This is a genomic window from Porphyromonas vaginalis (assembly GCF_958301595.1).
GTDB classification, from domain to species: domain Bacteria; phylum Bacteroidota; class Bacteroidia; order Bacteroidales; family Porphyromonadaceae; genus Porphyromonas; species Porphyromonas vaginalis.
On sequence record NZ_CATQJU010000001.1, the window covers coordinates 1,365,705 to 1,390,364 of the forward strand.

Annotated in this window: 19 protein-coding genes; 10 read left to right on the forward strand and 9 right to left on the reverse strand. The window is 52.5% G+C overall.

The features are described 5' to 3' along the window. The first annotated feature begins 558 nt into the window (after positions 1-558). From Q2J34_RS05430 to Q2J34_RS05475, 10 genes are all read left to right on the forward strand, one after another. Complete coding sequence (locus Q2J34_RS05430) at positions 559-4,620, forward strand: leucine-rich repeat protein (RefSeq protein WP_300969485.1); 4,062 nt, start codon at positions 559-561, stop codon at positions 4,618-4,620. A gap of 268 nt (positions 4,621-4,888) precedes the next feature. Then, on the forward strand, positions 4,889-7,690 hold the full coding sequence (locus Q2J34_RS05435) for a leucine-rich repeat protein (protein WP_300969486.1): 2,802 nt from the start codon (positions 4,889-4,891) through the stop codon (positions 7,688-7,690). A 74-nt stretch (positions 7,691-7,764) separates the two neighbouring features. Further along, positions 7,765-8,727 carry a hypothetical protein gene (locus tag Q2J34_RS05440; protein WP_300969487.1) on the forward strand — a complete coding sequence of 321 codons (963 nt, stop codon included), beginning with the start codon at positions 7,765-7,767 and terminating at the stop codon, positions 8,725-8,727. Positions 8,728-8,752: 25 nt separating this feature from the next. Continuing rightward, positions 8,753-9,262 carry an arginine repressor gene (locus Q2J34_RS05445; protein ID WP_296930964.1) on the forward strand — a complete coding sequence of 170 codons (510 nt, stop codon included), beginning with the start codon at positions 8,753-8,755 and terminating at the stop codon, positions 9,260-9,262. A 102-nt stretch (positions 9,263-9,364) separates the two neighbouring features. Continuing rightward, positions 9,365-9,640, forward strand: coding sequence for a DUF4492 domain-containing protein (locus Q2J34_RS05450; protein WP_299369261.1), 276 nt, complete (start codon positions 9,365-9,367; stop codon positions 9,638-9,640). Positions 9,641-9,657: 17 nt separating this feature from the next. Continuing rightward, complete coding sequence (locus tag Q2J34_RS05455; RefSeq protein ID WP_300969488.1) at positions 9,658-11,289, forward strand: cytochrome ubiquinol oxidase subunit I; 1,632 nt, start codon at positions 9,658-9,660, stop codon at positions 11,287-11,289. A gap of 28 nt (positions 11,290-11,317) precedes the next feature. After that, positions 11,318-12,490, forward strand: a complete 1,173-nt coding sequence (locus Q2J34_RS05460; RefSeq protein WP_300969489.1) for a cytochrome d ubiquinol oxidase subunit II — start codon at positions 11,318-11,320, stop codon at positions 12,488-12,490. 782 nt (positions 12,491-13,272) lie between these two features. Next, positions 13,273-14,244 (forward strand): IS30 family transposase, encoded by a 972-nt coding sequence (locus tag Q2J34_RS05465; protein ID WP_300969182.1) that lies wholly within the window; start codon positions 13,273-13,275, stop codon positions 14,242-14,244. 102 nt (positions 14,245-14,346) lie between these two features. Continuing rightward, positions 14,347-14,886: an FHA domain-containing protein gene (locus Q2J34_RS05470; protein WP_298887884.1), complete on the forward strand. Its 540-nt coding sequence runs from the start codon at positions 14,347-14,349 to the stop codon at positions 14,884-14,886. Positions 14,887-14,926: 40 nt separating this feature from the next. Beyond that, complete coding sequence (locus Q2J34_RS05475) at positions 14,927-16,225, forward strand: L-cysteine desulfidase family protein (RefSeq protein ID WP_298887893.1); 1,299 nt, start codon at positions 14,927-14,929, stop codon at positions 16,223-16,225. 616 nt (positions 16,226-16,841) lie between these two features. Here the strand turns inward: Q2J34_RS05475 and Q2J34_RS05480 are convergent. Genes Q2J34_RS05480 through Q2J34_RS05520 form a run of 9 tightly spaced genes read right to left on the reverse strand, consistent with a single transcriptional unit; the run spans position 16,842 to position 24,659 of the window. Continuing rightward, positions 16,842-17,306 (reverse strand): nucleoside deaminase, encoded by a 465-nt coding sequence (locus Q2J34_RS05480; protein ID WP_298887882.1) that lies wholly within the window; start codon positions 17,304-17,306, stop codon positions 16,842-16,844. A gap of 2 nt (positions 17,307-17,308) precedes the next feature. Further along, positions 17,309-18,415: a TlpA family protein disulfide reductase gene (locus tag Q2J34_RS05485; RefSeq protein WP_298887880.1), complete on the reverse strand. Its 1,107-nt coding sequence runs from the start codon at positions 18,413-18,415 to the stop codon at positions 17,309-17,311. Positions 18,416-18,444: 29 nt separating this feature from the next. Then, on the reverse strand, positions 18,445-19,164 hold the full coding sequence (locus Q2J34_RS05490; protein ID WP_298887876.1) for an SIR2 family NAD-dependent protein deacylase: 720 nt from the start codon (positions 19,162-19,164) through the stop codon (positions 18,445-18,447). A gap of 41 nt (positions 19,165-19,205) precedes the next feature. Continuing rightward, the gene (locus Q2J34_RS05495) at positions 19,206-19,820 is read right to left on the reverse strand and encodes a ribonuclease HII (protein WP_300969490.1); all 615 of its coding nucleotides are present in this window, start codon (positions 19,818-19,820) and stop codon (positions 19,206-19,208) included. Positions 19,821-19,827: 7 nt separating this feature from the next. Then, positions 19,828-21,054 carry an aminotransferase class V-fold PLP-dependent enzyme gene (locus tag Q2J34_RS05500; RefSeq protein ID WP_300969491.1) on the reverse strand — a complete coding sequence of 409 codons (1,227 nt, stop codon included), beginning with the start codon at positions 21,052-21,054 and terminating at the stop codon, positions 19,828-19,830. 23 nt (positions 21,055-21,077) lie between these two features. After that, positions 21,078-21,959 carry a 1,4-dihydroxy-2-naphthoate octaprenyltransferase gene (gene menA / locus Q2J34_RS05505; protein WP_300969492.1) on the reverse strand — a complete coding sequence of 294 codons (882 nt, stop codon included), beginning with the start codon at positions 21,957-21,959 and terminating at the stop codon, positions 21,078-21,080. A gap of 36 nt (positions 21,960-21,995) precedes the next feature. Further along, positions 21,996-23,372: an aspartate kinase gene (locus tag Q2J34_RS05510; RefSeq protein ID WP_300969493.1), complete on the reverse strand. Its 1,377-nt coding sequence runs from the start codon at positions 23,370-23,372 to the stop codon at positions 21,996-21,998. Then, a complete protein-coding gene (locus tag Q2J34_RS05515; RefSeq protein WP_300969494.1) occupies positions 23,369-24,106 on the reverse strand; it encodes a cell division ATP-binding protein FtsE in 738 nt (245 codons plus the stop codon). The genes Q2J34_RS05510 and Q2J34_RS05515 overlap by 4 nt, the downstream gene beginning before the upstream one ends. Before the next feature lie 25 nt (positions 24,107-24,131). Then, complete coding sequence (locus tag Q2J34_RS05520) at positions 24,132-24,659, reverse strand: NAD(P)H-dependent oxidoreductase (RefSeq protein WP_300969495.1); 528 nt, start codon at positions 24,657-24,659, stop codon at positions 24,132-24,134. Position 24,660: the final 1 nt, after the last annotated feature.

Consider the following 24,660-nt stretch of genomic DNA (forward strand, 5'->3'; position numbering starts at 1 on the left):
TATCTTTACGGGGAAATTCGTCCGATTCTCTCCTTTCTCGAATATCCACGTGGTGAATCTCAAATATCCACGTGGATGTTTTTTATTTTCCACGTGGGCGTGATTCATTTCTTCCGAAGTTTCATTTGATTCTTCCGAAGTTTCATTTCATTCCTCCGAAGAATTTTTTATTCTCCACGTGGGGATTTCGAAATATCCACGTGGAAATCACTTTTCCCCGACACAGCGCCGTTTCGATATGTAGTCAGCTCTAAATTATTGTAACGACTTAGCGTTGGATTTGCCCAGCCCGTGTCGACGCCTCATAATCGCTCCGTCAGGAGCTACACATGAGCGATAAGCGAGGAATAGAGCGGTAGATGAACTCATCGTATATAATGCGTCACCCCTGACGGATTCCTCTTCTAACTATCAGACTGTTATATTATTGAATAGTGTTACCTTTGTGAGGCAAGGGCGGGGAGGAACGACTGCTATTGCGTTTCAGCAGGATGTACCCCCCCTTCCTCTTTGCTTTGCGCAACGATTGAAAGTGTCATAGAGAGATAATCTAAAGAGATGCAGTACCCATTATTGTCGGAGTATGTCAGTGCGATCACGCATGCGAATGAAAATCTAGACCAGTTGAAGCATCTAGAGGTGGTGCAGGACGAGCATGGTGAGCCGTACCGCAGTAGCGGAGCCTTTGCCGTGGTCTTTAAGATGCGCGATCCTCACACGGGGCAGCTCTATGCGCTCAAATGCTTTACCGAGGAGCAGGAGGGACGTGCAGAGGCTTATCGTAAGATCGAGGAGGAGCTGGAGGTGGCTGGCACGACCTACTTCACCTCAATGCGTTACTACGAGCGTGAGCTCTTTGTCGATAGCAGCGTGAGTAGCGAGTCGGAGTTCCCTGTGCTGCTGATGGATTGGGTCGAGGGGAGTACGATGGAGCTGTACATCCGTGAGCATTATCATGACTCGTACGCTATGGAGATGCTCTGCTACCGCTTCTGCCGACTAGCAGCTTACCTACGCAGTCAGCCCTTCGCCCATGGCGATGTGAAGCCGGACAACATTATGGTCTCCGACACGGGTACGCTCACGCTGATTGACTATGATGGGATGTTTGTGCCCAGCATGCAGGGCGAGAGTTCGCCAACGCTAGGCACGGAGGAGTTTCGTCATCCGCTTCGCACTCCTGAGCTCTTTGACGCTACGATCGATGACTTTGCGCTAGCCTCCATTGCGCTCTCGCTACGAGCCATCGCCTTAGACTCGCAGTTGCTCGACCAGTACGGAGCTCCCGACCGTCTCCTCTTCAGTGCCAGCGACTACCGCGACTTAGCACAGAGCCAGGTGATGCAGGCGATCTGGCGACTCGTTGGAGACAAGGATCTCTGCAAACTTGTGGGGCTCTTCGTCTTAGCGCACGCAGAGCAAAGCCTCGCCAGCACCTCCTTCCAGCTCCTCTCCACGACCCGCCCCGAGAAGCCCGTTGTCGTACCACTCTCCACCAAAGTCACAGACGAAGATCGAGCCGAAGCCTACACCGATGAGTATGGCGTCAAATTCAGCCCCGACCGCAAGCGCCTACTATGGGCCCCTAGAGATCTAGTCTCCTATACGATACCAAGTACTGTCACGGCAATCTGTGATGGAGCGTTCTATTCTTGCGAGAGTCTTACCTCGCTGACGATACCCAACTCTGTCACGGCCATTGGAAATGATGTATTCTATCATTGCGAGAGCCTCACCTCGTTAACGATTCCCGAGTCCGTCACAACAATTGGATCTAATCCATTTATAGAGTCAACTCTTCAGTTAGATAATCGTTCTCCACACTTTTACGTGGAGAATAATACCCTCTTTACAGCTGATAAGAGCCAACTCATAGCCTATTGCTCCACCCAAGCTTTTTATAGTATCCCCAACTCTGTCACATCCATTGAAAATGAGGCATTCAGGGGATGTTCGAGTCTTATCTCGTTGACGGTTCCTGACTCTGTCACTTCCATTGGCGATAGGGCATTCTGTGGGTGTTCTCTTCTTACCTCGGTAACGATTCCCAACTCTGTTACCTCCATTGGGCACTGGGCATTTGAAGGTTGCTCTAGTCTTACCTCGTTGACGATTCCAAAGTCTGTTACAATGATTGGAGTCAATGCTTTTAGGAACCGAACCCTTCAGTTAGAAAATCAGTCTCCACACTTTTATGTGGAAAACAATGTTCTCTTTACAGCAGATAAGAATCAACTTATAGCCTACTACTCTCCTCAAACTTCTTACCGCATTCCCGACTCTGTCACCTCCATTGCTTACGGAGCATTCTCTTGGTGTTCTCGTCTTACCTCGTTGACAATTCCTGACTCAGTCACCTCCATTGAAGATGGTGCTTTCTATTGGAGCTCTATTACCTCGTTGACGATTCCTAACTCTGTCGCCTCCATTGGCGATAGTGCATTTGCGTGTTGCAGTAGTCTTACCTCGTTAACGATTCCTAACTCTGTTACCTCCATTGGCGATAGTGCATTTGAAGGTTGCCTTAGACTCACCTCGTTGACAATCCCCGACTCTGTTACCTCCATTGGTAATTCGGCATTCTCTTGGTGCGATAGTCTTACCTCGTTAACAATCCCCAGTTCTGTTACCTCCATTGGCGACAGGGCATTTGAGAGTTGCTCTAGTCTTACTTCGTTGACGATTCCTGACTCTGTTACCTCCATTGGTGATAGGGCATTCTGTGGTTGCTCTCGTCTTACCTCGTTAACAATCCCCAGTTCTGTTACCTCCATTGGCGACAGGGCATTTGAGAGTTGCTCTGGTCTTACCTCGTTAACGATTCCAAGCTCTGTCACCTCCATTGGCGACAGAGCATTTGAAGGTTGCCTTAGACTTACCTCGTTAACAATCCCCAATTCTGTCACCTCCATTGAAGACAGAGCTTTTAAGAATTACTCTGGTCTTACCACGCTGACTATTCCTGACACTGTTACAACGATTGGAGACTGCGCATTTGAAGGTTGCTCTAGTCTCATCTCGTTGTCGATTCCGAAGTTCGTTACGACGATTGGAGCTAATCCATTTAGAGGACTAAAACTACAGTTAGATAATCACTCTCCACACTTTTATGTGGAGGACAATGTCCTCTTTACAGCTGATAAGAGCACCCTTATAGCATATTGCTCTACCCAAACTTTTTATATGATCCCCAATTCTGTTGCATCTATTGGTGAGGGGGCATTTTTTGATTGCAAGAGTCTTACCTCGTTGACGATTCCTAACTCTGTCACCTCCATTGGAGATGGTGCATTCTATAGGTGCAGTAGTCTTACCTCGTTGACGATTTCTAACTCTGTCACCGCCATCGGAGACAATGCATTTCGGGAATGCTCGAGTCTTACCTCATTGACAATTCCCGACTCTGTCACCTCCATTGGAAACTGGGCATTTAAGTATTGCTCTAGTCTCACCTCTTTGACGATTTCCGATTCAGTCTCATCCATTGGTGATAGTGCATTCGAAAGTTGCTCTAGTCTTACCTCGTTGATAATTCCCGACTCTGTCACCTCCATTGGAAATGGTGCGTTCAAATATTGCGAGAGACTTTTCTCGTTGACGATTCCTAACTCTGTCACTTCCATAGGAGATGGTGCATTCTATAAGTGCAGTAGTCTTACCTCGTTGACGATTCCTAACTCAGTCACCTCCATTGGCAACAGCGCGTTCTTCGGTTGTTGGCGTCTTACCTTGTTTACGATTCCCGACTCTGTCACCTCCATTGGCGACAGTGCATTTAAAGACTGCCCTAGTCTTACCTCGTTGACAATTCCGAACTCTGTTACAACCATTGGAGATGGGGCATTCTCAAGTTGTAGAAATCTTACCTCATTGACGATTTCTAACTCTGTCACTTCCATTGGAGATAGAGCATTTTTTAATTGCGAAAATCTTACCTCGTTGACGATTCCCGACTCTGTTACCTCCATTGGTAATTCGGCATTCTCTTGGTGCGATAGTCTTACCTCGTTGACGATTCCCAACTCTGTCACTTCTATTGGAGAATGGGCGTTCTCTAGGTGCTTGAGTCTTACCTCGTTGACGATTCCCAACTCTGTCACCTCCATTAGCAACAGTGCATTTGAGTATTGCAAGAGTCTTACCTCGTTGACGATTCCAAACTCTGTCACCTCCATTGGAGACTGGGCATTTGGGTATTGCGAGAGTCTTACCTCGTTGACGATTCCCGAATCTATCACCTCCATTAACAATAGTGCATTCTCAGGTTGCTCTAGTCTTACCACGTTGACAATTCCCAACTCTGTCACTTCCATTGGAGACAGTGCATTTGGGGATTGCTCTAGTCTTACCTCGTTGACGATTCCCAACTCTGTCACTTCCATTGGAAATTATGCATTTGAGTATTGCTCTAGTCTTACCTCGTTGACGATTCCAGACTCTGTTACCTCCATTGGAGACATGGCATTTTATGGTTGCTCGAATCTTACTTCGTTGACGATTCCCGACTCTGTCACCTCCATGGGACAAGGAGCTTTGTATGGATGCAAAAATCTTAATCAGTCCACTAGAGAAGAGCTAAGAAATAGATTTGGTGAGCGAATCTTTTGGTACGTGTGTTGACAGAAAGATTACAGCGACATGATTATTGTAGCGAATAGGCGCAGGAAGCAAGAGAAGCTACTGCAGGAGTACCCAGGGGCGATTGTTGAGGGCATAAAACGCAAGACGGAAAGGCATTTATTGTATACCCCCCTTATAGGCCAAATGTGTTACCTTTGTGAGGCGAGGGCGAGGAGGGACGACTGCTATTGCGCCTCAGTAGGATGTACCCCCTTCCTCTTCGCTTTGCGCAACGATTGAAAGTGTCATAGAGAGATAATCTAAAGAGATGCAGTACCCATTATTGTCGGAGTATGTCAGTGCGATCACGCATGCGAGTGAAAACCTAGACCAATTGAAGCATCTAGAGGTGGTGCAGGACGAGCATGGGGAGCCGTACCGCAGTAGCGGAGCCTTTGCCGTGGTCTTTAAGATGCGCGATCCTCACACGGGGCAGCTCTATGCGCTCAAATGCTTTACCGAGGAGCAAGAGGGACGGGCAGAGGCTTATCGCAAGATCGAGGAGGAGCTGGAGGTGGCTGGCACGACCTACTTCACCTCGATGCGCTACTACGAGCGGGAGCTCTTTGTCGATAGCAGCGTGAGTAGTGAGTCGGAGTTCCCTGTGCTGCTGATGGATTGGGTCGAGGGGTGTACGATGGAGCTGTACATCCGTGAGCATTATCGTGACTCATACGCTATGGAGATGCTTTGCTACCGCTTCTGCCGACTAGCAGCTTACCTGCGCAGTCAGCCCTTCGCCCATGGCGATGTGAAGCCGGACAATATTATGGTCTCCGACACGGGTACGCTCACGCTGATTGACTACGATGGGATGTTTGTGCCCAGCATGCAGGGCGAGAGCTCGCCAACGCTAGGCACGGAGGAGTTTCGTCATCCGCTTCGCATCCCTGAGCTGTTTGACGCTACGATCGATGACTTTGCGCTAGCCTCCATTGCGCTCTCGCTACGAGCCATCGCCTTGGACTCGCAGTTGCTCGACCAGTACGGAGCTCCCGACCGTCTTCTCTTCAGTGCCAGTGACTACCGTGACTTAGCACAGAGCAAAGTGATGCAAGCGATCTGGAAGCTCGTCGGGGACAAGGATCTCTGCAAACTTGTGGGGCTCTTCGTCTTAGCGCATGCAGAGCAAAGCCTCGCCTCCACCTCCTTCCAGCTCTTCTCCACAACCCGCCCCGAGAAGCCCGTCGTCGTGCCACTCTCCACCAAAGTCACAGACGAAGACCGAGCTGAAGCCTACACCGACGAGTATGGCGTCAAGTTCAGCCCCGACCGCAAGCGCCTACTAAAAGCCCCTAGAGATCTAGTCTCCTATACGATACCAAGTACTGTCACGGCAATCTGTGATGGAGCGTTCTATTGGTGCCACCGTCTCTCCTCGTTAACGATTCCCAACTCAGTCACAACAATTGGAGACAGAGCGTTTTCAAGGAGCTATCATCTTACTTCGTTGACGATTCCCAACTCAGTCACCTCCATTGGAGATAGTGCATTTGAGAGTTGCTCCAGCCTTACTTCGTTGACGATTCCTAACTCTGTCACCTCCATTGGAAACGCAGCGTTCTGGGGTTGTTCTAGTCTCACCTTGTTAACGATTTCCGACTCTGTTACCACCATTGGCAACAGTGCATTTGAGAGTTGCTCTAGTCTCACCACACTGACGATTCCCGCATCTGTTACAACGATTGGGGCTAATCCATTCTCAAAGCTAAATCTTCAGCTAGACAATCGATCTCCACATTTTCATGTGAAAGATAATGTCCTCTTCACAGCAGATAAGAAGAAACTCATAGCTTATTGCTCTACCCAAACTTCTTATAGCATTTCCGACTCTGTCACCTCCATTGGAGACAAAGCATTTTGTGGTTGCGATAGTCTTACCTCGTTGACGATTCCCGACTCTGTCACCTCTATTGGCTACAGTGCATTCTGGGGTTGCTCTAGTCTTACCTCGTTAACGATTCCCTCCTCTGTCACCGCCATTGGCAGCGGTGCATTCGCAAGCTGCTTGAGTCTTACCTCGCTGACGATTCCCAACTCTGTCACTTCTATTGGAGAATGGGCGTTCTCTAGGTGCTTGAGTCTTACCTCGTTGACGATTCCCAACTCTGTCACCTCCATTAGCAACAGTGCATTTGAGTATTGCAAGAGTCTTACCTCGTTGACGATTCCAAACTCTGTCACCTCCATTGGAGACTGGGCATTTGGGTATTGCGAGAGTCTTACCTCGTTGACGATTCCCGAATCTATCACCTCCATTAACAATAGTGCATTCTCAGGTTGCTCTAGTCTTACCACGTTGACAATTCCCAACTCTGTCACTTCCATTGGAGACAGTGCATTTGGGGATTGCTCTAGTCTTACCTCGTTGACGATTCCCAACTCTGTTACCGCCATTGGCGATTCAGCATTCGTAAGTTGCTCGAGTCTTACCTCGTTGACGATTCCTGACTCTGTCACCTCCATTGGAGACTGGGCATTTGGGCATTGCGAGAGTCTTACCTCGTTGACGATTCCCGGCTCTGTCACTTCCATTGGAGACTTCGCATTTGGGCATTGCAAGTGTCTTACTTCTTTGACGATTCCCAACTCTGTCACCTCCATTGGAAATAGTGCATTTGAGTATTGCAAGAGTCTTACCTCGTTGACGATTCCAAACTCTGTCACCTCCATTGGAAATAGTGCATTTGAGTATTGCAAGAGTCTTACCTCGTTGACGATTCCCGAGTCCGTCACAACAATTGGATCTAATCCATTTAGAGGGCTAACTCTTCAGCTTGATAATCAATCTCCACACTTTTATGTGGAAGACAATGTTCTCTTTACAGCTGATAAAAGTCAACTTATAGCCTACTGTTCCAGCCAAACTCCTTATATCATTCCCAACTCAGTTACCTCCATTAGAGATGGTGTATTCTATAATTGCTTTAGTCTTACCTCGTTGACAATTCCTGACTCTGTCACCTCCATGGGACAAGGAGCTTTATATGGGTGCGATAATCTTAATCAGTCCACTAGAGAGGAACTGGAACATAGATTTGGTGAGCGAATCTTTTGGTACGTGTGTTGACAGAAAGATTGCAGCGACATGACTATTGCCGAGAACAGGTGCAGCAAGAGAAATTATTACAAGTCTAGAAGCATATGGGTGTTGATTTAAGCTTAATACTACCGAACGAGTGCTACAACATAGATGACAATAAGCTAGCTCTCGAGGTGTTTAACCAAACTATAGATAGAGTCATCAGTTACTTCGGAGGTCGGAAGCAGTTTGTCTCTGAGATTACTATCCGTAACTCGGACTCGGACGATTGGGCTGAGCATTTAGATCCAGAGGATGAGTATCCCGACTATAGTTTTGAAATACCACTGCTTAATGCTACTTGTCTTATGGAGCAAGGCTTCTGGGATATTTGGATCAACGCTAGATACAGCCATTACTTCTGGCCTATGGAATTTGACAAGCATGGCTATCCCTACTTATGGGCTCGCAACGACTCCTTTGATGCAGCTAGGATATTTGGCTTTACTGAGGGATGGGTCTGCGATGAGTATCACTCGTGGAATAGTCGCCTCGTAGAACTCAAGGACAGAAGCTTCGCTTCTTGGCTAGCATTCGGAAAGAATGAAGAGGACGCTAAGGTTCATGAGTTTGACATCAGCATGTTCGGAGGAAAGGCTGATTTAGCAGATTATGAGACTAAGTATCACGACTCGTTCAAAGAGTGCTTTGCACTGGTTGAGGAGTTTGAGCAGCGGTTCCCTCAGTACAAGCTCCTCACGCTAGGATGTCCTAGTACCCCTTGGAGTCTAGTCGCAAAGGGCGAAGAGCTATTTGTAATTAATCGAGCGACAGGTCAAAGCCTTACAGACTTCCCGATAGACAATTGTGAGGCTTGCTATAATGGTGCTGGCTTTACCATATTCAAGGGAGAGGCTAGTGCCTTCTTTAGTCCATCAGGAGAGCAGCTGACAGACTACCGAGTAGGACCTTTCAAGTGGAGTTGGAGCAAAGGAGAGATCTTCAGACAGGTTATTACGGATGTGGCATCAGGCGCACAGTTTTACAATGATGGCACTGAGGCTGACGAAGAGCTACAATCTTGATAAGAAATAGAAGAATTGGAGTAGTATGAGTAAGCAAACGAAGAGTCAGCGGCTCGGGGTCATCGCCGACCTGCTGAGGACCCACGAAGTAACAGACCAAGCGATGCTCCTCGAGCTATTGCGAGGACGTAACATCTCCATCACGCAGGGGACGCTCTCGACCTACCTCTCTGAGCTGGGTGCCACCAAGGGGGTGCGCCCGGGCTCCTTCAAGTCGTGCTATCAGCTCCCCCTGATGCCGCAGGCTGACGCTGTCACGACGCAGCCCACGGGACTAATCTCTCCGACGGTCGGCTTCCGCTCGTATGCCCTCTCGGGGCAGATGCTGGTGATCCGCACGGAGCCCGGCTTTGCGCAGTCTATAGCGACCATCCTCGACAGCTCCTTGTCGTCGCTCACGCTCGGTAGCGTGGCCGGGTACGACACCATCATCGTAGCGCTTGCCGAGGAGGCGACCGATGGCGAGGTGATCGACTGGCTACACCAGATCATCCCCGAGTCTATCCTCGCAATAGGGAGGGGAAGGCGTGGTTGACTTGACAAAATCGTTCTTTCTTATGACATATTCCACCAGCAGACCTCTTCTTTAGTGTAGAAACACTACATTTGTCACGAATTTCAGATAGTATCAATGAGTATGGATACAGAATCTACTGGTACAGCGCGCAAGTCCCGTGGGGTGCTTCGCTGGTTTTACGACCTTTATCGTGACGGACTGCGGAGTCAAAGCCGCACGAGCCGTCTGCTGTGGATTATTGTAGCCATTAAGCTCTTTATCATGTTTGCCATCTTGCGTCCTATCTTCTTCCCGCGGGTTATTGCGGAGCAGGGAGACCGGGAGGCGCAGATAGAGTTCGTGCAGCATCAGCTTACGGCACCTGTCATTGACACGCTCCATCACGACAATCACTAACTTAACTATATAGCATAATGAATGTAGATGCTTTACTCCTCTGGTCTAGATTGCAATTTGCTCTGACCGCATGCTATCACTGGCTCTTTGTGCCGCTCACACTCGGACTGGGTGTGATCATGTCGATAGCCGAGACTAAGTACTATCGCACCAATCGCCCCGAGTGGAAGCGTTGGGCTATGTTTTGGCAGAAGCTCTTTGGTATCAACTTTGCCATCGGCGTCGCCACGGGACTCATCCTCGAGTTTGAGTTCGGTACCAACTGGTCTAACTACAGCTGGCTCGTGGGTGATATCTTCGGAGCTCCGCTAGCTATCGAGGGTATCCTAGCTTTCTTTATGGAGGCGACCTTCATCGCAGTCATGTTCTTCGGGTGGAATAAGGTGAGCCGTGGCTTTCACCTAGCCTCTACCTGGCTAACCGTCATCGGTGCGACCATCTCGGCTGTCTGGATTCTTGTTGCCAATGCCTGGATGCAAGACCCTGTCGGTATGACCTTCAACCCCGCTACCGTACGTAGCGAGATGGCCGACTTCTGGGCTGTGGCATTCTCTAGCTCAGCGGTCAATAAGTTCTGGCATACGACCATCTCCTCTTGGGTGCTCGGCTCTGTCTTTGCGCTGGGTATCTGTGCCATTTACATCCTTCGTGGCAAGCACAAGGAGTTTGCACTGGCCAATAGTCGTATCATCGCTCCCTTCGGACTCGTCGCTGCCTTGCTCACGGTCTTCACGGGAGATACCTCTGGCTACAACGTGGCTCAGCGTCAGCCTATGAAGCTCGCTGCTATGGAGGCTCTCTACGATGCTGGCGAAAGCACCCCCGAAGGTAAGACTGCTGACGGCAAGGGCCTAGGGCTCAGTGCTATCGGTCTGCTCGACTGTGACAAGCTCACGCCACTCGCTGAGGAGCACCAAGATCCATTTGTCTTCAACATGAAGATGCCTTCTATGCTCTCATGGCTTGGCACCCGCTCTACCGATGGCTACGTGCCTGGCATCAACAACATCCTAGAGGGTGGTTACTATGATCAAAATGGCAACCAAGCACTCTCTGCTGATGAGCGTATGCGTCGTGGCAAGGTAGCTATCGAGGCCCTAGCTGCTTATGGTGAAGCGCAGAAGGCTGGTGATGCTGCCGAGATGGAGCGTCAGAATGCGATCATACAGGAGAACTTTGACCACTTTGGCTATGGTTATGTCCAGGACAAGGCAGACCTCGTGCCTAACGTACCGCTCATGTACTACGCCTTCCGTATCATGGTCGGCTGCGGCTTCCTCTTTATTCTTGTCCTCCTCCTCATCTCGATCTTGCAGCGTAAGAAGAGTGCTGAGGAGTTTGCACGTTATCGCTGGCTACACATCATCACGGTCATCTGCATCCCGCTAGCGTGGATCGCCAGTCAAGCCGGATGGGTCGTCGCCGAGATGGGTCGTCAGCCATGGGCTATCCAGGATATGCTCCCGCTGAATGCCGCTGTCTCTAAGCTCGCACCCGCCAATGTGATGACCACGTTCATCATCTTTGCCGTACTCTTTACGATCCTCCTCATCGCAGAGGTGAGCATCATGGTCAAAGCGATCAAGCATGGCCCTGAGTCTCATCTAAATGATGTGGAGCAGCTCTTTAGCAAGCGTGAGAGTAAGTAATCACTAATCCCATAGACACACTATCATAATGGACTACGCATTTCTACAGCAATACTGGTGGTTTCTAGTCTCACTGCTGGGAGCCCTGCTTGTCTTCCTGCTCTTTGTGCAGGGCGGACAGACCTTTATCTTTGCAGCGCGTCGTGACGAGCCGCTGCAGCGCATGCTCGTCAATTCGACGGGTCGTAAGTGGGAGTTTACCCTCACGACGCTAGTCACCTTCGGAGGTGCCTTCTTTGCCTCCTTCCCGCTCTTTTACTCGACTAGCTTCGGTGGAGCTTACTGGGTATGGATCTTGATCTGCTTGACCTTCGTCATACAGGCTGTATCGTACGAGTATCAGTCTAAGCATGGCAACGTATGGGGCAAGAAGACCTTCCAGACCTTCCTCTTTATCAATGGTGTCTTGGCTCCGGTACTCCTAGGTGCTGCAGTCTCGACGCTCTTCACGGGCGGTAACTTCATCGTGGACAAGAGTGCTATCTACGACCTCGGAGCCTCGATGCAGACCATCTCCGTCTGGCAGCCAGACCCACTCACAGGGCTACAGCTACACGGACTGGAGGCGATCTTCAACCCCTGGAATGTGGTACTCGGTGTGACGCTCCTCTTCCTGGCACGCACCACGGCGCTCCTATACTTCATCAACAATATCGAGGATGAGGTTGCCTATGAGCGTGCTCGCAAGAGCTTGCTACCCAATGCGGCTATCTTCGTTGTCCTCTTCGTCGCTTATGTGGTCTTCCTCTTGGTAACCAAGGGATACGATGTAGACCCCAGCACGGGAGCTGTCAGCCTCGTGCAGTACAAGTACCTGCACAACTTCCTCGCTATGCCCGTAATCCTCGTCCTCTTCCTCGTGGGCGTGGTACTGGTTCTAGCTGGCGTAATCCTCACGCTGGTCAAGAAAGGCTTTCGCAAGGGTATCTGGCTCGAAGGTGTCGGTGTCGTCCTCGCTGTCCTGAGCTTGCTCCTCATCCTCGGGTACAACAATACCGCTTACTACCCCTCGATAGCAGATATCAATAGTTCGCTGACGATCCAAAACAGTAGCTCCAGCCCCTACACGCTGAAGGCTATGAGCATCGTATCGCTACTGATCCCGTTTGTCCTCGCCTACATCTTCTACGCTTGGCGCGCCATAGACCGCAAGAAGATCACCCGTCACGAGATGGGTCAAGACGAGGAGATCAAGTACTAGTCACGGTGACTGATCCCGCCTAGTAGGGTCAGCAAACGAACCTTAATAAAGGGGGCGGCACTTAGACCAAGGAGTCTAGGTGTCGCCCCCTTTGCTTTGCGAGCAAATCTCACGTTGTGTGACTGTTGACTTTTGCAACAGTCTCGTTGTACTACAGCGATACGTGTAGTCCCTACGGAGAACGGGGTTACAGCGTTTGATGAGTGGAATTGTTGTGCTGACGTAGCTTGTGTAGGGGCGGACCTGCGTGTCCGCCCGCAGAATAGACTGCGCTCAGGTGAGGACGGGCGGACACACAGGTCCGCCCCTACGGTGGGAGACCCCACCCCGCCGAGCGGTTCACCAGAAGAGAGGTCGACCGAGCTTCCGAAACGAGAAAAACTTCGCATTTTACTTGCATATGAACTTAGAAAGCATATCGTTACTCGTGAGACTTCTGAATTTTGCGCTTTGGACTAACTGTCAGTGCATGAGGCTGAAACTTTAGTTTTACCTAGGTGAAACTCTAGTTTCATAGGTATGAAACTCCAGTTCCATAAGTATGAAACTCCAGTTCCATACGGAAGAAACTCTAGTGTCATAGGTAGGAAACCGTATTTTCCACTCCAAAATGCAATTTGGAGTGGAGCTCGCCCTGCTCCGGACGCCCCCTCCTCTCCTAGGAGGGCGGGAGGAGCAGGTAGCGAGCTGCCGAGACGAAAAAAGGGACGATGCGCTCACCGTCCCTTTAAGGTTAATGCAGTATATTTGCTGTGGAAACAAAAACTTAGCTATATACAAGTATGCATCTAACCCAAGCGCAAAGATACGAAATTGCTGCTCTTCTGAAGACTAACACGCCTCAAAAAAAGATCGCAGAGGTCATAGGAGTACACCCTAGCACCATCTGTAGAGAGATTAAGAGGAACTTGACACCCGCTGGCAACTATAGCCCTACTCAGGCTCAGATGTTTGCCAAAGAGCGACAAGACTGGAAGAACAAGGCAAGAGCTAAATTGACGAATGCTATGAAAGCTGATATTGTCCAGTGCATTGTAGAGCATAAATGGTCTCCAGAGCAAATTGCTGGAAGGCGAAAGCTGGAGGGCAAGCCGATGGTCGGTAAGACCTCCATTTACAAGTTCCTGCATCAAGACAAGAAAGCTGGAGGCAAGCTTTACAAACACACAAGGCATGGGCTAGCTTATCGCAAGCGACGCCTGGCCGTACCAATAAAAACAGACTGGCCTAAGCGAAAGTCCATAGAGACTCGTCCTGAGTGCATTGACCAGAAGGCACGAGTAGGAGATTTTGAGATGGATACCATTATAGGCAAAGAGCAGAAAGGAGCAATTTTAACGCTTGTAGAGCGTGTTACAGGCTTTACTATCATACGACTTCTGGAGCATGGCAAGGATGCCAAAGCTCTCGCCAGAGAGGTGAATAAAGCTCTGAGGTACTACAAGAAGATGGGACTGCTACACTCGATCACAACCGACAATGGAAGTGAGTTTGCCAAGTTTAAGACCATAGAGAGGTCTCTCAAAACGCCCGTCTACTTTGCCCACCCCTATCAATCCTGGGATAAGCCTCATATTGAGTACCTAAACAAACTGCTACGCCAGTTTATTCCTAAGGCCTCTACTTTCGAAGACTTAACTGACGCTGACCTTAGACGCTTTCAGAACCTACTAAACAATAGACCCCGTAAAAACCTAAACTATAAGACACCCAATGAAGTCATCAAAAACATCATTCTTGAGAAATTGCATTAGCGGGTGGAATGTACGAACTGCGAGCGGCTCCGCGCGAAGTGAGCTTAGCTGGTATATTTGTGGTAAATTTGTAGGCAAGAACGAACTTTCGCACACATCTCCGTGAACTATATCCTCTGTCCTCACTGTACGACTAAGATCTCTGAAGAGACGATCCTCGCCAATGCTGACTGCCGTGGTAAGGTTGCTATGCTCTGCCCGACCTGCTCCGAGAGCTTACGCTTTCGCCTTAGGGGTGCGACGCTAGAGCATCTCAACGCGCGCTATGATGACCTCTCTCCCGAGGGGGAGCCAGTGCGGGCTTACCTCCAGTTGATCGCCAACGACTTTGCCTACGCAGCTTTGCTGCCACTCTACGAGGGGTGCAACACGATAGGTAGCTACAACGGACGTGGCACCTCGGTCACTACACCGATACATAGTAGCGACCCCAGCTTGGGGCGCAACCATTGCCAGATCACGATAGAGCCTGATGGGCAGGCGATCATACAGGACTTGGATAGTATGACGGGTACTTTCGTCGCTGGTGTCGAGTACCTGCCAGACACCTTCCGTGAGCTGCAGTCGGGCGATGTGATCACGCTCGGCGCTACCTCGCTGATCTATGTGACACGGAGCGATTACGAAGCGACAAATCCTTAACTAGCATATTCCTCCTTACATTATGAAGACGACCAATAATTTGACTCCAGCTTTACGCCAGGAGATCATTTCGCTCATCCACCAAGAGGTGGTCCCCGCTACAGGCTGTACGGAGCCAGTAGCTGTATCGCTCTGCACCGCCTACGCTAGTGCTACGCTGGGCAACTTTACACCAGATAGCGTATCGGTATTGCTGAGCCCCAACGTACTCAAGAATGCGCTCGGTGTGGGTATACCAGGCACGGGCATGATAGGACTACCCATAGCAATCGCTCTCGGCATCGTCATCGCACAGCCGGACAAGGGACTCACACTCCTAGACAGCTTTACGCCTGAGCAACTAGCTGAGGCTAAGCGGCTGGTAGAGGCTAAGATAATCACCATCGGCACGAAGCCGGAGCCTGTCGACAAGCTCTATGCTGAGGTGACGATCCAGACGACTAGTGGCGAGCGTGCCACAGCGATCATCAGTGGCAAGCATGACCATCTGACTTACCTTGCCAAGGGTGATCAGGTCCTAGAGGATCATCCGATAGGGCAGCAGGAGGAGCAAGATAGCGACGATGAGGAGCTCGCGCTCAACTTCTCTCTCGTCTACGACTTCGCTACGACGGCTCCGCTGGAGGAGATAGAGTTTATCCTAGCTGATGCGGAGGTTAATGCGGAGGCTAGTCGCCTCTCGATGAAGTCTAACTACGGGCACGCCGTGGGGCGTATGGTGCAGAGTGACTTGGGTCGTAAGTATCTAGGTAATTCGGCCCTGACGCAGATCATCTCGGCGACGAGTGCTGCCTGCGATGCCCGCATGGACGGAGCACCTGTGACCGTGATGAGTAATTCGGGCAGTGGTAACCAAGGTATCACGGCGACGATGCCAGTGCTGACCTTTGCCAAGGAGCAAAAGAAAGGGCACGAAGAGACTGTCCGTGCCCTGATGCTGAGTAATCTGATGGTGATCTATATCAAGCAGAAGCTGGGACGCCTCTCGGCACTCTGCGGCTGTGTCGTCGCCTCGACGGGCGCTGCTTGTGGCTTGACCTATCTGCTCGGTGGTAATAAGCAGCAGGTGAGCTATGCGGTGAAGAACATGGTGGGCAATATCACGGGTCTCCTCTGCGACGGTGCTAAGCCGAGCTGTAGTCTGAAGGTGTCGAGCGGTGTGAGCACGGCTATGTTCTCTGCCTTGCTGGCGATGGAGCAGAAGGTGGTCACGGGTAGCGAGGGCATCGTGGACGATGATGTGGATCAGACGATAGACAACCTAACCAGCATAGGTCGTGTGGGTATGAATGAGACAGACCGTCTCGTGCTCAACATCATGACCTCCAAAAAGCACTAGTTTCGGAAGGATTGTAACGAGTAACCCTTTGCTTTCTAAGTTTATATGCAAATAAAAAGCGAAGTTTTTTCTCGTTTCGGAAGTTCGGTCGACTGCTCTTCGGGTGAACCGCTCGTCGGGGTGGGGGCTTCCATCGTAGGGGCGGACCTGTGTGTCCGCCTGTCCTCACCTGAGCGTAGTCTATTCTGCGGGCGGACACGCAGGTCCGCCCCTACACGAATCACATCAACACGACAAATCCAGCCATCAAATGCTGTAATATCAGCAGCATAATAGACAGACACACACAGAAGGACCTCGCAAGAGGTCCGACGAATCATAGCCGTGGGTCGGAGGGGCAAAGCCCCGAACGACCCACGGACGCTAGACGTCACCTGATTTATCGACCCCTTGTGGGTCGGACTAGACGAATCTACAGCTCCAGTCCGACCTCCCGCCAGGGGAGGTCGTCCCCCCTTTATACGCCCTGTGTCCCCCAGTCGTTCGGAGCTTTGCTCCTTCGACTGGGGGCTATGATTCGTCCGACCGCAAGCGGTCGCTTCCTCCGTCACCTGCACTCGTCTTATTGGAACGCACGTCTAGTGCCTAGTCGGATGGCGTCCGTCCCCGTTAAGGGTTACACGCGTCTCTTTCGTCTGAAGTAGGAGACCATCAGCTCACGGCACTCCTCCTCGCAGACGCCCCCCACGACGACACTCTTGGGGTGGGGGAGCGCGTCACTATAACGCATATAGCCGCCCTTGGGGTCGGTCGTGCCATAGACGATGCGTCCTATCTGTGTCCAGCGTAAGGCACCCATGCACATCGGGCACGGCTCGACGGTCACGTAGAGTGTGCACTGCGGTAAGTACTTGCCGCCGATGGCTGCTGTCGCCTGCGTGATGGCAAGCATCTCGGCATGAGCCGTGGGATCATTGAGCAGCTCGACTTGATTATGACTTTTTGCTAAGATGCGTGTGCCTACCGCTATGACCGCCCCGATAGGCACTTCGTCGGCTTCGTAGGCGATGAGAGCCTGCTGGAGTGCTAGCTGCATCATTCGCTCGTCTAGGCGTGGGTCTATGGGCGGCTGCGAGATCATACTTAGCCAAAGATCGAGTCTAGCGTGTCGAAGAGCTCGGCTCCTCTCAGCGAGCGTGCTGCTATCGTTCCGTCGGGTGCTATCAGCATGATCTCGGGAATGCTATAGATGCCGTAAGTGATAGAAGTTTGGGCGGTTGGGTCGTAGAGTTGCGTCCATGGCAGCTGATAGTCACACAGCAACATTTCTAGATTGTACGCTTCGTCCCAGAGGAAGATACCGACCATGTTCAATCCTCGCTCATGGTATGTGTTGTAAGCTTTGATCAGGTTGGGCATCTCGTTGAGACAAGGCCTGCACCAACCAGACCAGCAATGTACGAGGGTGTAGCAGCCTGGTACCAGGTGCTCCGAGAGCTTGGTCGTATCCCCTTGGAGCGTCTCTAGAGTCAGGTCTACCATAGGCGATCCAGGAGCGGTTTCGTAGAAGTTGTCTACGGTGCGTAGGTACAGCGCTACCTCGCGATTGTTCAGTACGACAGGTCCCATAGAGCTGCGCACGAAAGGCACCATCTCGAGGAGGCTCTCATAGTTGATCGTCAGGAGCATCACAGTGGCGATGATCCCCACTGGGTCGTTGGGGTGGCGCAGGCAGTAGTCCTTAGCGAGGACGATGTAGTCATCGATAGAGGTCTTGAAGTCCTCATCGAAGGCATCATAGAGTGCACTATCAGGGGGTATGACTGCGAGCTTTAGCTTGAAGACATTGCCTAGGCTGTCGAGAGAGTCATAGAGACGGTTTAGCTCTTTGTTGAGATAGTCGCCCTCGAGTAGTTTACGCTGGGTGAAATCAATGGTGAGCGGTTCCGTCGTGAGGATGACTGGGATAGGCTCTTCGCCAGGCAGATCAAGGTAGGCTAAGTTTTGGCTCATGCTGTCCACATAGTTGCCCTTGAGGGTAACCCTCCCTTTGTGCACATAGCTACTATCGATAGCTTTGCCATCGAGCAGTAGCTTGATCATTGGCGGGTCGGCACCCCCCTGTACATTGGTGTATACTGATATATGGTACCGCTCCTGCTGCTGGCAGCTACAGAAGAGATTCATGGCAACGAAAGAGAAGAGCAACAGCAACCTCGTGAGATGCTGCCTAGAGAGCTGTGGTGACATGTGGGTGGACATGAGGTGAAGTGGGGTTATTACGACTTGGGCATCAAGATCTCTAGTAGCTCCTGGACCCCTTGTGTGGCTACCTTCTGGATATGTGTGACATGAGCGATGCCGTGCGTATTGACCTCTTTGGGATCAATGAGGTAAATGGGGGTGCCGTTGGGTACGTAGGCGAGGAGGCTCGCGGCGGGGTAGACGTTGAGCGAAGTGCCCACGACCACCATGATGTCTGCCTGGCTAGCCTCACGAATGGCTGGCTCGATCATCGGGACCGCCTCGCCAAACCATACGATAAAAGGTCTCAGCTGCGACCCGTCGGGAGCGAGATCGCCCACATGCAGGTCGGGGTGCTCGGGGTCTACGGGATAAGTCTTCTGGGTATTGCGCACGGAGCAGTTTTTCATCAGCTCGCCATGAAGGTGGATCACCTTGCTGCTGCCAGCGCGTTCGTGGAGGTTGTCCACATTCTGCGTCACGACAGTTACGTCGTACTGACGCTCCAGCTCGGCTAGCCCGTAGTGTGCCGCATTGGGTTCGCAGCCCACATAGTCGCGGCGACGTGCATTGTAAAAGTCTAGCACCAGCTTGGGGTTGCGGATGAAGCCCTCGATAGAGGCTACGTCCTGGACGGGGTAGTTCTCCCACAGTCCGTCACTATCTCTAAAGGTGGATATGCCACTCTCGGCACTGACGCCAGCGCCGGTGAGGATGACTAGCTTGCGCTTCGCTTGATTGCTTGGGTTATTCATGATGTCTCTCTTCTTTATAGTGTATGCCTGAGGTACGAAACTTATTGCTCAAGGTCAAATAGAGGCTCGGGCTGCAAGAGCTGAAAGCCCTGTCGGTGCAAGGGGCAGGAGCCGTACTGGCGTATCCCCTCACGGTGCTGCGCTGTCGGGTAACCTTTGTTTTGCTCCCAGCCGTAGTGCGGGTATTCTTGCGCCTGCAGGGTCATATACTCGTCTCGGTGCGTCTTGGCCAGGATAGAGGCAGCGGCGATGGCTAGGTAGCGGTCGTCGCCCTTGACGATGGTGTGGTACTCGACCTCGTCGGGGCGTGGATCGTAGTAGTTACCGTCGATGAGCAGACGTTCGGGTGTGCAGGGCAAAGCCTCGATAGCGCGTTGCATGGCGAGCATAGAGGCGTGGAGGATGTTGATCCGCTGGATCTCCTGAACGGTTGCCACGCCTACTGCCCACGCTGTGGCATGCTCCTCGATGAAGTGGCGCAGCTCTTCGCGCTGCTTTGCTGTGAGCTTCTTACTATCTCGCAGATGCGGATGGTCTAGCGTGTCGGGCCAGACGACTGCTGCCGCATAGAGGTCGCCAGCGAGGGCTCCTCGTCCAGCCTCGTCACAGCCGCACTCGATGAGTCCGTCCGATGCGTAGCGATGTAGTAAGGGCATGGCACCTTTAGCCTAGCATGGTGAGGGCACGTCGTAGTGCTTTTGCAAAGATCTCTAGATCCTCGTGCGTGTTGTACAGCCCGAGGGAGGCACGGATCGTAGCGTGGTGTCCCATCCCCTCGATGAGCGGGATAGCGCAGTGATGCCCCGTGCGGAGTGCTACGCCCTGCTGGTCTAGGAGCAGACCGAGGTCGTAAGCGTGCGCCTGATGGCTGATGAAGGTGACGACGGCTCCCTTGCCAGGGGCGGTGCCAAGTATCTCGAGCGACGACTCCTGACTGATGATCTGCGTGAGATGCTCTAGGAGCTCCGTCTCGTAAGCGTGGATGCGATCCAGGCCGATAGCGGAGAGGTACTCAACGGCCGTGGCAAAAGCGTGCGAACCGATGAAGTCGGGCGTACCAGCCTCAAACTTGTACGGCAACTCGTTGAAGGTGGTCTCCTCAAAAGATACATGCTCGATCATCTCGCCGCCATACTGGTAGGGCGGTATCTGCTCGAGGAGCTTACGACGTCCCCATACGATGCCGATGCCTGTGGGACCGTACACCTTGTGCGAGGAGCAGACGTAAGCATCGATGCCCAGCTCCTGCACATTGACCGACATGTGGGGCGCAGACTGCGCTCCGTCGACGATGATGATAGCACCCTTGTCGTGAGCCAAACGGGCTAGCTGTGCGACGGGATTGACCGTGCCGAGGACGTTGCTCACATGCGCCACGGAGACGATCTTGGTGCGGTCGGTGAGTAGTGCCTCAAAGGCGGGTAGGTCTAGCGAGCCGTCTGCTAGAAGCGGAGCAACACGTAGATGCGCTCCCTTGCGGAGGCAGAGCTGTTGCCATGGTACGAGGTTAGCGTGGTGCTCCATGGCAGTGATCAGCACTTCGTCGTCGGGGTCGATGAGCGTTTCGCCAGCCGTAGAGGCTAGCAGGTTGAGCCCCTCGGTGGTGCCGCGTGTGAAGATTACTTCGTTAGGGTCGGAGGCTCCGATGAAGTGCGCCAGCGTGGCGCGCGCCGCTTCGTGGCGGTCGGTCGCCTCACGGCTGAGCTGGTAGACGCCTCGGTGGACGTTGGCATTGTATCGTGTGTAGCCCTCGGTGATGGCGTCGATGACCACTTGGGGCTTTTGTGTAGTGGCACCGCTGTCTAGGTAGACCCAGCCAGGCTGCGCGGAGGCGTAGTGCTGTATGAGTGGGAAATCTAGACGATATGAGGAGAGGTCTGTAGAAGACATAAGGATAAAGGGGAAATGTTCGACTAAAGCAACAGCCCGTCAATCAGATAGGCTGCTATATGTACGACGGCTAGCAAGACGACACCCATAGAGGTGCGCCTGAGCACAGCGTTGAGCTGGCTGCCGGTCACATGGATCATCTGACGGTATACGGATAGCGCGTAGAGGAGGTAGGGGAGCAGTAGGACGATGCCCCAGATGTTCCCCTTGAAGGCGACGATGGAGAGGAGCCATGCGAGGAGGATGTTGGCCAAGTAAAACTTTGGGGCGAACTCTTGACCCAGACGCACGATGCTCGTTCGCTTATTGTTCTTGCGATCCTCCTCGTAGTCTCGGTAATTGTTGACCACAAGGATATTGACTGCCACGGCACCCATAGCTGTTGCCACGAGGAAGCTCTGTGTCGTGACCGCTCCCGTCAGGAGGTAGTAAGTGGTCATCACGGCGACCCAGCCGTAGAAGGTCATCACCGCCACATCGCCTAGCCCTAGGTAAGCAAGCGGAAAGGGGCCACCTGTGTACATCCAGGCGAAGAGTATGATGAGCCCCCCAAGGAGGAGGAGCCACGGGTTGGTCTGCAGGCAAAGGGTCACCCCCGCTACGGCTGCAATGAGACCCCAAAAGAGTGCCACCCCGATGATGTCACGCTCTCGCAATTGACCCGAGGCGAGTGGGCGACTAAAGCCCACGCGTCCCGCTCCGTCAGCACCACGCTTGAAGTCGTAGTAGTCGTTGCAGCAGTTGGAGAAGGATTGCGCTGACAGTCCCACAACTAGGCAGAGCGTCGCTATGAGCCAGTTAGAGCCACCCTGTAGCCAAGCCAAAGCGATGGCTGCTGCTATCGGTGCTAGCGATGCTGGCCAACTGTATGGTCGTGAGACCGATATGAATTGCTTGAGGGTCATAATGTAGCGTGCCTGTCTCGAGCCTACACCTTATTATTATAGCACCTCTGGACCTGGTGTACGCAGATGTGCGAAGAGGTGATCCGAGAGATAGATCATCGCACGCTTTTTCTCTTCCGTAGCGATGACTAGGTCAATGCTGTTACCACTAGTTCCGTAGCAGATGAGCCGCACGGCTACATCGTCTACCGCCTCGAGGATACGCGCCTCAAAGCCTATGCGATGCCACCCCATATCGCCTACGATCGCGAGGATCGATAGGTCGCTTTGCACAGAGCCCTCAGCCCAGGGCGTCATCTCCTCGATCAGCGTGGAGATCGCCTCCGAGTCTTCCTCTGCGACGATGACGTAACCATCGCCCGAAGCCATCAAGATGTCTGGCTCTATGTGTAGGCGGTGCATAGCCTCCGTCAGCGTCACGAGGAACTGCCCCGTAGAGACGTCGCTATTGCTCAGATGCTTCAGCAGGAGCGTTACAACACACATCCCGTCCTTAGCCGAGATCGCCTTGATCATATCTCTGTTTGTCACATGAGATATGAGCGTGCCAGGAGCCGACGGGTCGAGCGTGTTGAGCAGTCGCACAGGGATGCCCGCACGTCGTGCCGGCTCGATGCAGGCGGGGTGCAGGATCTTAGCTCCGCAGCGTGCTAGCTCAGCTGCTTCGCCAAAGCTCAGACGACGCACAGGCGACGTCATATTGACTACTCGCGGATCATTGTTGTGCAGCCCATCAATGTCGGTCCATATCTGTATCTCCTCAGCTTGTACCGCCTCGCCAATGAGCGTAGCACTGTAGTCGCTACCGCCACGACGCAGGTTGTCCACCTCGCCGAAAGCGTTGCGACAGATGTACCCCTCCGTGAGGAAGAGTGCCTCCGCATCGCGTACCTCCTCGACCATCGGGCGCAACCGCTGAGCAATGTACTCGATGTCCGGTCGCCCCTCGTGGGTGATGCGCATGAAGTCTAGAGCCAGTAGCTTGTGCGGTGTGATCCCCTCGTAGAGCTGTAGCGTGAGTGCCATCAGGGCGGTACACATCATCTCGCCACAAGCGAGGATCTGCTTCTCATCGTTGTGGGTAAAAGCCTCGTTGAGCGTCTGAAGTAGGAGACTGTCCAAGATCGGAGTCAAAGCCTCCTCTGCCAACTGCTGGTGTAGCTCATGCCCCGCGAATAGCTCTGGTACTACATTGTCTATGTAGCGACTACGGAGCATCTCCACATGACGAGTCGCACGATCACGCTCGCCAGAGGTGATCAGCTCCGTCAGCGTCACGAGGTCGTTCGTCGTGCCAGCCATAGCCGAGAGCACCAGCGTCTTGCGCCCTGGTATACTCGCCACTAGATGCGCTACCGAGCGTATGCGATCGGGTGAACCGACAGAGGTGCCGCCAAACTTCAGTACGATCATAGTGCTACTTCAATAGGGTCTGTAGAAGGCTCCTCGATCTCCTCTAGGGTAGGGGGTAGGTCAATACGCTCCAGCGTACGACTCTCCAGATCGATATGGTATCTTGTGGCGGGTAGCTCCTGTATGAGCGTCTCATTGTGCGTGCTCATCAGCACCGCCACACCCTCCTTAGCCAGTGATTGGATCAGCTGACCGATCAGTAGTGACGTCTCACTATCTAGTCCCGTCGTAGGCTCATCGAGTAGGATCAGTCGTGGACGTACGACCAGGGCTCGCGCTATGCAGATACGCTCAGCCTCGCCACCGCTCAACTCGTGTGGGTACTTGTAGTGCTTGCCCTCCATACCGACCTGTGCTAGTGCCTCCTCGATACGCGTAGCACGCTGCTCCCGCTTTTTCACCCCCACGGCACGAAGGACGAAGTCTAGGTTGCCCTGCACCGTATAGTTATATAGGAGCTGCGCCTGTGACTGGAAGACGATCCCCAGCGAGCGTCTCAAGGCTTGTCGCTGGCGTACAGACATGCGGTGCAGGTTGTAGTCGAGCACCTTAGCGACGCCACCCTTAGGGGCCAGCTCGCCATAGAGTATCTCTAGGAGCGAACTCTTGCCACTCCCCACGGGACCCGTAAGGTAGGCAAAGTCCCCCGCTTCGAGCGATAGTGTGACGTCTCGCAGTAGCTCATGCTCATTGCGTGATACCGTGACGCCCTGTAGGTCAATGATCGTACTCATAGTGGCTAACGTCTAGATTCATTGGTTACTGAAGTGCAAAGCGCAGATACGCCTCACAGTTTGCCGGTAGCCTCTCGGCGACCGTATCGCTATACGTGTCGTAAAAGGCGTGATGCCCTATATAGTCAGCTCGTGCGAAAGCGGCTAGCCCCTCGTAAGGTGTAAGGAAAGTCGCTAGCGTATGCTTTTGCGATCCGCCCTCGCAGAAGTTTGCCTCAGCACTACCACAAGAGACAGCGACACCCAGCTGGCGACCCACCCATGCGTCGCCCCCTTCGCCGAAGGCCCAGCCCTCGCCAAAGACCTCGTCAGTCCACTGCTTCAGGATGGCCGGAGCGGAGTACCAGTAGAGGGGGAATTGTAGTATCACACGATCGTGACGCTCCACGAGCGCACGCTCATGCGCCACGTCTATGGGCGTCCCTGCAGGGTAAGCGTCACAGAGGCTATGTATCGTAGCGTGTCCCGTGAGTGCCTCCATCCAAGCTTTGTTGATGACAGAGTGCTCCAAGTCGGGATGCGCTACGATGATCAGCGTGTTATGTCTCTCCATA

Bases quoted from the DNA above. Each gene is read 5' to 3' on its own strand.
- Q2J34_RS05440 (WP_300969487.1), top strand. From the start codon at position 7,765: ATGGGTGTTGATTTAAGCTTAATACTACCGAACGAGTGCTACAACATA.
- Q2J34_RS05515 (WP_300969494.1), bottom strand. From the start codon at position 24,106: ATGAGTACGATCATTGACCTACAGGGCGTCACGGTATCACGCAATGAG.
- Q2J34_RS05520 (WP_300969495.1), bottom strand. From the start codon at position 24,659: ATGGAGAGACATAACACGCTGATCATCGTAGCGCATCCCGACTTGGAG.
- Q2J34_RS05445 (WP_296930964.1), top strand. From the start codon at position 8,753: ATGAGTAAGCAAACGAAGAGTCAGCGGCTCGGGGTCATCGCCGACCTG.
- menA (WP_300969492.1), bottom strand. From the start codon at position 21,959: ATGACCCTCAAGCAATTCATATCGGTCTCACGACCATACAGTTGGCCA.
- Q2J34_RS05460 (WP_300969489.1), top strand. From the start codon at position 11,318: ATGGACTACGCATTTCTACAGCAATACTGGTGGTTTCTAGTCTCACTG.
- Q2J34_RS05500 (WP_300969491.1), bottom strand. From the start codon at position 21,054: ATGTCTTCTACAGACCTCTCCTCATATCGTCTAGATTTCCCACTCATA.
- Q2J34_RS05450 (WP_299369261.1), top strand. From the start codon at position 9,365: ATGGATACAGAATCTACTGGTACAGCGCGCAAGTCCCGTGGGGTGCTT.
- Q2J34_RS05490 (WP_298887876.1), bottom strand. From the start codon at position 19,164: ATGAATAACCCAAGCAATCAAGCGAAGCGCAAGCTAGTCATCCTCACC.
- Q2J34_RS05495 (WP_300969490.1), bottom strand. From the start codon at position 19,820: ATGCCCTTACTACATCGCTACGCATCGGACGGACTCATCGAGTGCGGC.
- Q2J34_RS05435 (WP_300969486.1), top strand. From the start codon at position 4,889: ATGCAGTACCCATTATTGTCGGAGTATGTCAGTGCGATCACGCATGCG.
- Q2J34_RS05455 (WP_300969488.1), top strand. From the start codon at position 9,658: ATGAATGTAGATGCTTTACTCCTCTGGTCTAGATTGCAATTTGCTCTG.
- Q2J34_RS05480 (WP_298887882.1), bottom strand. From the start codon at position 17,306: ATGATCTCGCAGCCGCCCATAGACCCACGCCTAGACGAGCGAATGATG.
- Q2J34_RS05485 (WP_298887880.1), bottom strand. From the start codon at position 18,415: ATGTCACCACAGCTCTCTAGGCAGCATCTCACGAGGTTGCTGTTGCTC.
- Q2J34_RS05510 (WP_300969493.1), bottom strand. From the start codon at position 23,372: ATGATCGTACTGAAGTTTGGCGGCACCTCTGTCGGTTCACCCGATCGC.
- Q2J34_RS05465 (WP_300969182.1), top strand. From the start codon at position 13,273: ATGCATCTAACCCAAGCGCAAAGATACGAAATTGCTGCTCTTCTGAAG.
- Q2J34_RS05430 (WP_300969485.1), top strand. From the start codon at position 559: ATGCAGTACCCATTATTGTCGGAGTATGTCAGTGCGATCACGCATGCG.